This window comes from Lentibacillus salicampi (assembly GCF_004565465.1).
GTDB lineage: Bacteria > Bacillota > Bacilli > Bacillales > Amphibacillaceae > Lentibacillus > Lentibacillus salicampi.
The window spans coordinates 47,753-55,707 of the sequence record NZ_SRHY01000019.1; the positions used below are offsets into that span (position 1 = coordinate 47,753).

Annotated in this window: 9 protein-coding genes and 1 rRNA gene; 4 read left to right on the plus strand and 6 right to left on the minus strand. The window is 42.9% G+C overall.

Annotation, left to right across the window (positions count from 1 at the left end; translation table 11 throughout):
* Window positions 1–47: 47 nt before the first annotated feature.
* Window positions 48–335, plus strand: a complete 288-nt coding sequence (locus tag E4U82_RS11675) for a YtzH-like family protein (protein ID WP_135110365.1) — start codon at window positions 48–50, stop codon at window positions 333–335.
* Here the strand turns inward: E4U82_RS11675 and E4U82_RS11680 are convergent.
* The 3 genes from E4U82_RS11680 to thpR form a co-directional block, all read right to left on the minus strand.
* Entirely contained in the window at window positions 322–1,137 is an 816-nt protein-coding gene (locus E4U82_RS11680; RefSeq protein ID WP_135110366.1) for a phosphotransferase family protein, read from the minus strand. The genes E4U82_RS11675 and E4U82_RS11680 overlap by 14 nt on opposite strands.
* A 297-nt stretch (window positions 1,138–1,434) precedes the next feature.
* On the minus strand, window positions 1,435–2,364 hold the full coding sequence (locus E4U82_RS11685; RefSeq protein ID WP_135110367.1) for an NERD domain-containing protein: 930 nt from the start codon (window positions 2,362–2,364) through the stop codon (window positions 1,435–1,437).
* On the minus strand, window positions 2,348–2,926 hold the full coding sequence (gene thpR, locus E4U82_RS11690; RefSeq protein ID WP_135110368.1) for an RNA 2',3'-cyclic phosphodiesterase: 579 nt from the start codon (window positions 2,924–2,926) through the stop codon (window positions 2,348–2,350). Before thpR ends, E4U82_RS11685 begins: the two co-directional genes overlap by 17 nt.
* A 191-nt stretch (window positions 2,927–3,117) precedes the next feature.
* Here thpR and E4U82_RS11695 point away from each other — a divergent pair, with 191 nt between their 5' ends.
* The gene (locus E4U82_RS11695) at window positions 3,118–3,315 is read left to right on the plus strand and encodes a DeoR family transcriptional regulator (protein WP_425339523.1); all 198 of its coding nucleotides are present in this window, start codon (window positions 3,118–3,120) and stop codon (window positions 3,313–3,315) included.
* Between the two features lie 31 nt (window positions 3,316–3,346).
* Here E4U82_RS11695 and E4U82_RS11700 read toward each other — a convergent pair whose 3' ends face one another.
* The gene (locus E4U82_RS11700; RefSeq protein ID WP_135110370.1) at window positions 3,347–4,072 is read right to left on the minus strand and encodes a pseudouridine synthase; all 726 of its coding nucleotides are present in this window, start codon (window positions 4,070–4,072) and stop codon (window positions 3,347–3,349) included.
* 12 nt (window positions 4,073–4,084) lie between these two features.
* On the minus strand, window positions 4,085–5,707 hold the full coding sequence (locus E4U82_RS11705) for a putative polysaccharide biosynthesis protein (RefSeq protein WP_135110371.1): 1,623 nt from the start codon (window positions 5,705–5,707) through the stop codon (window positions 4,085–4,087).
* Window positions 5,708–5,845: 138 nt separating this feature from the next.
* Between E4U82_RS11705 and E4U82_RS11710 the strand changes: the two genes are divergently transcribed.
* Window positions 5,846–7,117: a BaiN/RdsA family NAD(P)/FAD-dependent oxidoreductase gene (locus E4U82_RS11710; protein ID WP_135110372.1), complete on the plus strand. Its 1,272-nt coding sequence runs from the start codon at window positions 5,846–5,848 to the stop codon at window positions 7,115–7,117.
* Window positions 7,118–7,195: 78 nt separating this feature from the next.
* Window positions 7,196–7,378, plus strand: coding sequence for a hypothetical protein (locus E4U82_RS11715; RefSeq protein WP_135110373.1), 183 nt, complete (start codon window positions 7,196–7,198; stop codon window positions 7,376–7,378).
* A gap of 242 nt (window positions 7,379–7,620) precedes the next feature.
* Here E4U82_RS11715 and rrf read toward each other — a convergent pair.
* Window positions 7,621–7,736, minus strand: a 5S ribosomal RNA gene (gene rrf, locus E4U82_RS11720).
* Window positions 7,737–7,955 lie beyond the last annotated feature (219 nt).

A 7,955-nucleotide genomic window follows, 5' to 3' on the forward strand; every position in this document is an offset into this window, starting at 1 on the left:
CATATAATTAATCATATTGGTCAAAACTGTTAATTGAGGTGATTTAAATGACGTTGACAATACACAATCAATTACAATTACTGCATGATATTTTAACAGAACAGACGGAAGATTGCTGTGGTGAGATTTCCGAGTATCAGCAAATCAAACGCCTTGTCCAGGCCATGATGGCCAACAACAGTATCTCGGACGAGCAACTGCTGCAGCTGCTGCCTGAAATATACAATTATGGACGCCAGGGCGAAATTGCTCACAATGACGAAGAACACATTCTCTCAAATCGGACAAATATCGAAGCATGGGTAAATGCCATTCAGCAGACTAACGCAGAATAACATTTCCGACATCATGATTTAAATTGCGCAAATCAGCTAATCGACTTTCGACCTTCGTCAATTCATGGCGCTCGTAATACCAGGATAGCTCATACAGGGCGTCCATGATTAAATACCAGTATATCCGTTCAAATAAATGGTTATTGCCGGCAGCACCATATCGGTTCAGCCACTCATCCCAGTCTCCCTTGGGTACATACCATTTCAATAAAAAGCCAAAATCCCTTGCAGGATCTGCTATCATGGCATTATCCCAATCAATCAGGTAAAGCTGGCTCTTTGTGGTCAAAATAATATTGTTATGGTTCAAATCACAGTGGCACACGGCTTGCTGCTGATTGCGGACATCCGGAAGAAGGCGTTGCAGTTGAGTCATGGTAGCCTGAACCTCACCATACTCACCCAGCAAACTGTTTGCTTCAAGCCGGGCTGTGATGTCCCCAAACTGCTCATCCGGTGTGAACGGTTTTTTACCTAAACGCATCAGCATATGGAGAAGCTCAGATGATCCGTGTATTTTACGGAGCAAATCGGCTACTCGGTGATGTTGCATTTCTTCTGCTTTCAACTCCCGGCCGTCAAGCCACTCCTGGGCCGTAATGACATCACCATTTTCCATTCGTTTTGTTAATACGAGCTTTGGTACGATTCCCTCTGCTGACAAGACTGCCAGAAACGGCGAAGAATTTCGTTTTAAAAACAAGCGCCTGTCCTCTTTACTGGCTATATAGGCATCGCCTGTTAATCCACCTGCAGGGGTAATCGTCCATTCTTTCCCGACTGCTTGTTGAAGCCAATTCACTGTAAATACCCCAAATCATCATTAAATTCATCTTCATTTTAGAAAAACTCGGCATTCGCCTCGTCTTATAGCGAGTGCCGAAGTTTTTCTTATAAGGTCAACCATAATTTATACTTTCTGACGTTGTAAAAAACAGAGATGAGATTAGACTATCGGAAATTCGTTTTATTTTCAACCGAAACTTATATTCCCATGCTGTTGATAGACCCGTTTTGTTTTAAAAAATAACCGATGGATTACTCTCGCAAGAACTCATTTTCACCCTAAAGGGCCCCCATACATCCCAATACTTAACATTCAGCTTCCACCGCTATCGGTGAATGTGTGATCGTCATCGTCTTCCCATTCCGGTCGTTTAACAGCGGTTATTTGACAATTTTTCAATAATCCCTCTGCTGCTTTCAGCTGAAGATTTTTCAAGGGAGAATGAAGTTTCCGTTTTTCAGTGAGCCAGTCCTTATAGTCATGTTTGCCGATAAGTTTTGTGTTATAAGGTTCGGCATGAGATACGATATCATTTGTCCGGGATAACACCACTTTTTTAATTGGGAATTCAATATTCTCCTGGTTCAGGACACTTTTGACGATTTGCTCTGTCCGTTTTAAAGCAAGTATCGGGCTAAGCATTTTTGACTCTCCTTCTGTTCTTTCCTTTCTTTCCTTTATAAGCCAGGAACGTTTCCCCTCAGCTGTGATGACTGCACCGGGCGTTTTTTCAACCATATAAATAATGTCAATGCCGATCGGACTGATTAAAATAATTTCCCCGTCAACCGGCGCTTTTTTAATCGTGAAAATAGGATAGTACATTAGTAAATACGTATCGGGAAAACGCTGGAGATAATATTTCAACCGGTCATTTTCATAATAGTTTTCAGCCATAAACGAAACATCTGTGACCGTTGATGACGCCCATTTCAATTGCTGTGGGAATAATTTATCAAGAAAATAATGCTTTAAGTCAGTTTCGGTCTCTGGGACATAATTTTCGTCTTGGGGTACAGGTTCCATTTTCGAACGGCCTGGTGTCAAAAATGACTTCCATCTGGAGAACACAGAAACAGGTGGCTCCTCCTGCACCGCTTCATGCAGTATTTCCCCGTTTAGCCACATATCATGAAGTTTTTTCCAATGATCCTGCTTCATGCGGATAAATTGACTTGGGTACCGATAGATATTCCACTCATAGCGCGATATATAGTCTTCCAGCTTAATTAGCTGTGCCATTGACGTCTCCTCCCCTTGTCAAATCATAAGCGGCCACAACTTGATACGTTGGACTTTTTCCTGGATGAATCCGGTAAATGACGACTTGTTTCACCTTAAACGTTTGCCGCCCTGTATAGTTTTGTTTCAATCCGGACAGGTCCTGAGCCCCGCCTGTCCATTTTTTTGCTAATGTGATATGTGGTAAATAGGCTCTCTTTTCCTGCTGTAACCCTACCTTTACAGCGATTTCTTCAATAGTTTTCTGTAAGCGAATCAGTTCATGTTTTCGTTCCACACCCGCCCATAAAACGCGCGGCTTTTCAGGATGACCAAAAGTCCCTAAAGGCTCCGCCGTCAATGGAAAGGCATGAACATTTTCAATGGTCTTTATTGACTGCTTCAACGTTTGGAACTGTTTCTCTTCAACTGCTCCGAGAAATTTCAGCGTGATATGTAAATCTTCCGGATGTGTCCATTGCTTATAAGGCAGTTTATCTTTTAGCGCACGCTGCCAGCTGGCGTACTGCTCCTTAAGAAAATCCGGAAGCGGAAGAGCTATAAAATAATGCGGCAAATTCATATATATCCCTCATTTTTGACCGATTGATACCGTATACTTTTAGTAAATGTGGTCCCATTTTCACAACAAAATGACTTTTCACTTTTATCCGAGCCAAATTAGCTGTAAAATTAGATTAACAGCACCGTTAGTTGCAACACAGAAAAAGATATTCCTCAGGGAGTGGTTTTTTGAATCATGCAACATCTCGTATGCTGACAAGAGTGAAAGCTGTCTACCTTTACATAAGGGAAAAAGGGACAGTCTCAACTCAGGAAATTGCTGAAGAATTCGGAACAACCGACCGGACCGTACAACGGGACCTGAATATTTTGACATATAATGGCTTGGTGAAAAGCCCAGTACGGGGGAAATGGAAGACCACAGCTAAACCAGTCAACATTTCCTGATTATCAGGAAGTTACAGCTGACACCTGTCTGTCAGCTCTTTTTTTGGAACAAAATGTTTAAATTCTCAACTTCAGTGCCGGTTAGTTCACGGTAATGCCCGGGCTTGAGCTGATCATCCAGCACGAGGTTCCCCATTTGGATTCGTTTTAAAAAAACAACTTGTTTCTCGACGGCTTCAAACATCCGTTTAACTTGATGGAACTTCCCTTCCGTAACTGTTACATGCACGTGGGACCTTGCCCCGGCTTGCAGAATATCTAACGTTGCCGGTTTTGCTGTATACCCGTCATCCAACTGAACACCAAGCCAAAACTGCGCGATATCCGCTTCTGTTACGTCCCCGTTGATCTCAGCATAATAGGTCTTTTCGATCGCTTTTGTTGGCGATGTCAGCTGATGCCCCAATTTGCCATCATTCGTAATCAAAAGAAGCCCTTCCGTATCTTTATCAAGCCTGCCGACCGGAAACGGGTTAAATAACCGATAGTCAGAAGACAGGAGATCGATCACTGTCTTATCCCGGTCATCAACTGTCGCCGAAACATAACCAGAAGGCTTATTCAGCATGATATAAATATACTCCCGGTAGTGTAATGTTTTATGATTGACTTTCACACTATCTTTTTCCGGATTAACCTGGGAAGCGCTGTTTTTAACGATATGATCATTGATGGTCACATGCTTTTTCTTAATCAGCGCCTTGACATCTTTTCGGCTCCCATATCCAGTGTTCGCCAACAATTTATCCAGTCGCATTGCTATCCTCCGTTACCTGTGAAATAGCCGGTCCAGAACCCTGACCCGGTCACCCAATACACGTTCAAGCAGTGTTGAATGGTAACTGAACCATAAATAGACACTACCACCGATTAAGACACCGGCAGCAAGCATGATCACGGCCGATCCGCGTGATGTCTCGTAGTCCAGAAACGTTCCAAAGACCACTTTGGTTATGAAAATCGTAATCACCATAAACACAGAGAAAATACAAATCAGTAGAAAACGTTTAAACGTTTGTCTAAATGAAAATTCAATGGATGATTGAATCCGCCATAGATTTAATGCCACAGCTATCCCAGCTGCAAGGGCTGTGCCAAAGATTGCCCCTTTTGGACCAAAAGTATGGATTAATTGAATATTCAATAATACTTTGACCAGCACACCGGCAGATAAACTGATAATCGCAAATTGCTGTTGTTCAATCCCCTGCAGAATGTTCGCAGATACCGTGAATAACGCAAAAAGCAACCCAACCGGGGCATACCAGCCAAGCAGCGTTCCAGTGGTTTCAATGTTTTCCATACCACCGAAAAGTGCTCCATATGCTTCATCGGAAAGTGTTGACAGCCCAACGGCAGCTGGCACAACAAGCACCAGGACAATCTGCAGTGCCTGATTAATCTGCTGGTAAAGTAATGTGTGATTTTGCTGTGTGAATGTTTTCGTTAAAGCCGGTATAATAGCCAGGGACATTCCCGTTGCTATCGTGACCGGAATAATCACTAATTTATGCCCATTAAAATTAATCGCCGCATAAGCAGTATCAAATAATTCTTTTTGACCGATCGCCGTCAGCGCGCGTTCAAGCGTAAACTGATCCACCAGATGATACAGTGGGACAGCAATACCAATTAGGATGAACGGGCCCGCATAACGGAATAATTCAGAAAGCAATTCCTTTGTGGGTATATCATATGTGTACGATTGCTGTTGTATTTGCATTTCGATGTTTTTCTTCCGCTTGCGCCAATAAAAAAGCAGCACTATTGCCGATGCAAAAGCCCCTACAAATGCAGCAAACGTAGCAAATCCGACTGCCGTGGGTATCGATGCGCCGACCACTTCCACGACGATAAACACACTGATCAAAATAAACCCGATTCGAACAATTTGTTCAATCACCTGTGAAACAGCAGTAGGGCCCATCGACTGATAGCCCTGAAAGAAGCCCCTGACGATGCTCATTGACGGTATGATCAATAAAGCAAAGCTCACCATCCGAATAACCATCGTAACATCTGCTACATCAATGCTGCCTTCAGCCTGGTTGGTAATCATATAGCCAGCCAGTAATTCCGCACTAAAAAATAACGTTAAAAAAGCAAGGAACCCTGTTACAGCCATAAGCATGATTCCCGCTTTAAATATCCGCATCCCGGTTTCATAATCATGTAACGCGTTATATTTGGAAACAAACTTTGAAACAGCCAAAGGTACGCCAATTGTAGAAATGCTGATTAAAATACTGTACGGTGTATAAGCCAAGGAGAATAGGGTTACTCCTGTTTCCCCGACTAATTCATTAAACGGGATGACATAAATCATTCCCAGGAATTTGGATAAAAATGTTGCACCAGTAAGCAGCATGGTGCTTCTGACAATATTCGACATTGTTTCACCTGCATTTTAAATAGAACTTAGTGTCATTTTATCACAGATCATCGCGATGCACCTCACATTTTTATCAAAGGAACTGTTTTTGTCATGAATCCAAACGTGATATGCTACTATCGAAAGGGATGAAGCCAAATGTCATATGATGTCGTTATCATCGGTGGCGGGCCGTCAGGATTAATGGCAGCCATTGCCGCAGCCGAAAATGGTGCCAAAACAATACTGTTTGAAAAAGGCAGGAAATTAGGAACAAAGCTGGCTATATCCGGGGGCGGCCGCTGTAATGTGACAAACCGCCTGCCCGAAGATGAAGTGATTAAACATATCCCCGGAAATGGAAAATTTTTATACAGCCCCTTCTCCGTTTTTAATAATTACGATATCATCGATTTTTTTGAAGGAATGGGAGTCGGTTTAAAAGAAGAAGACCACGGGCGCATGTTTCCAGTCACAAATTCAGCCAAAACGGTTGTCAACGCATTAATTGATAAGCTAGCTGAACTAGGGGTGGAAGTTCGGATGAAGACCCCGGTAAAAGCCGTTCACTATGATGATACAGAACATACCGTTATGCTGGAAGACGGCTCAAAAGTAAATACGGCTTCACTTGTCATTGCGGTCGGGGGAAAAGCTGTCCCACACACAGGTTCAACCGGTGATGGCTATGCCTGGGCCAAAAAAGCAGGCCATACCGTCACAGAATTATATCCAACAGAAGTTGCGCTTACTTCCGGGGAAACATTTATTCAGAATAAAAGCCTGCAGGGATTATCATTAAGGGATGTCGCCCTGTCCGTTCTAAATAAAAAGGGTAAGCCAATGATCACCCATCAAATGGATATGATCTTTACACATTTTGGCATCTCAGGCCCTGCTGTTCTACGTTGTTCACAATTTGTCGTAAAAGAACTGATTAAAGGCCGTGAAGAAGTATCTATGTTGCTCGATGTGCTGCCATATAAACACGAGGAACAGTTGGTACAATCCATTTTAAAGACAATGGAGGAAAACCCAAAGAAATCCATCAAAAATACTTTAAAAGGCATTATACCTGAAAGATTTCTCGACTTCATGCTGACGTCACATAAAATTAATGCAGAGCAAAAAGCAGCAACAGTCGCAACGGAAACCATTCGGACAGTCATACATCACCTGAAGCATTTTCGATTCACAGTCAACGGCTCATTACCACTTAAAAAGGCGTTTGTTACAGGCGGGGGAATTTCAATAAAAGAAATTGCTCCAAAGACTATGCAATCAAAACAAATGCACGGACTGTATTTTTGTGGTGAAATTCTGGACATCCACGGGTATACTGGCGGCTACAATATAACGTCCGCTTTAGTTACAGGAAGGATTGCAGGTATGAACGCCGCCAATGAAGCCATGCAAAAAACTGGCATTTGATACCTAACATATTTCAATACGTTTTATTCCACTCTAATAATGTCTGGAGATGTATTATTTAGAAAGGACTGAGTGATCATGCAAAAAAACAACAATATGTGGCTTCCGTTAATTGCATCTGTTGGCGTCGGAGCAGCAACATACTATAGCATGACAAGAAATAACCGTAACTTTGGACAAGCCATGCAGCAAATGGTCCCGATTGTTTCCCAAATGAATGGCGGACCTCAGCAAAGCCCGGGAGCAAATGGCATGAGCTAGGCACCATAAAAAGCGCACTCTGACAGGGGTGCGCTTTTCTTTACCCGAACCATCTCTTACTTACGATGCTCGCTTATCGTAGTCGAGGCGTCTTGGACTGCGTCAAGGGCTCGTCTCCATCTGCTGCAGCTCTATGATTGGAGGTGGACGTGGCTGATAAGGTGAACATTATTTTGTTCTATAAATCTCCGGGTAAAAATAAAGAGGCTAATCCAATTTCTTGGATCAGCCTCCTTTATTATGCCTGGCGGCGTCCTACTCTTGCAGGGGTAAAACCCCAACTACCATCGGCGCTGGAGAGCTTAACTGCTGTGTTCGGCATGGGAACAGGTGTGTCCTCTCCGCTATTACTGCCAGACCTATATTGTTCTGCGCTATCTACAGAACGTATTATTTTTATAGACAAGCATTATTATAGGCATTTTTGATGAAAAATGCAAGGGATTTTTCATCATTTGTACCCTAAAAACTAAATAAGAGAGCCATTCAACGGCCAAACGTTAGTTAAGTCCTCGATCGATTAGTATCCGTCAGCTTCACGTGTCACCACGCTTCCACCTCGGACCTATCCACCTCA

Coding starts and splice junctions, on each gene's coding strand:
- E4U82_RS11675 (WP_135110365.1), top strand. CDS start 48: ATGACGTTGACAATACACAATCAATTACAATTACTGCATGATATTTTA.
- E4U82_RS11685 (WP_135110367.1), bottom strand. CDS start 2,364: ATGGCACAGCTAATTAAGCTGGAAGACTATATATCGCGCTATGAGTGG.
- thpR (WP_135110368.1), bottom strand. CDS start 2,926: ATGAATTTGCCGCATTATTTTATAGCTCTTCCGCTTCCGGATTTTCTT.
- E4U82_RS11695 (WP_425339523.1), top strand. CDS start 3,118: ATGCTGACAAGAGTGAAAGCTGTCTACCTTTACATAAGGGAAAAAGGG.
- E4U82_RS11700 (WP_135110370.1), bottom strand. CDS start 4,072: ATGCGACTGGATAAATTGTTGGCGAACACTGGATATGGGAGCCGAAAA.
- E4U82_RS11705 (WP_135110371.1), bottom strand. CDS start 5,707: ATGTCGAATATTGTCAGAAGCACCATGCTGCTTACTGGTGCAACATTT.
- E4U82_RS11710 (WP_135110372.1), top strand. CDS start 5,846: ATGTCATATGATGTCGTTATCATCGGTGGCGGGCCGTCAGGATTAATG.
- E4U82_RS11715 (WP_135110373.1), top strand. CDS start 7,196: ATGCAAAAAAACAACAATATGTGGCTTCCGTTAATTGCATCTGTTGGC.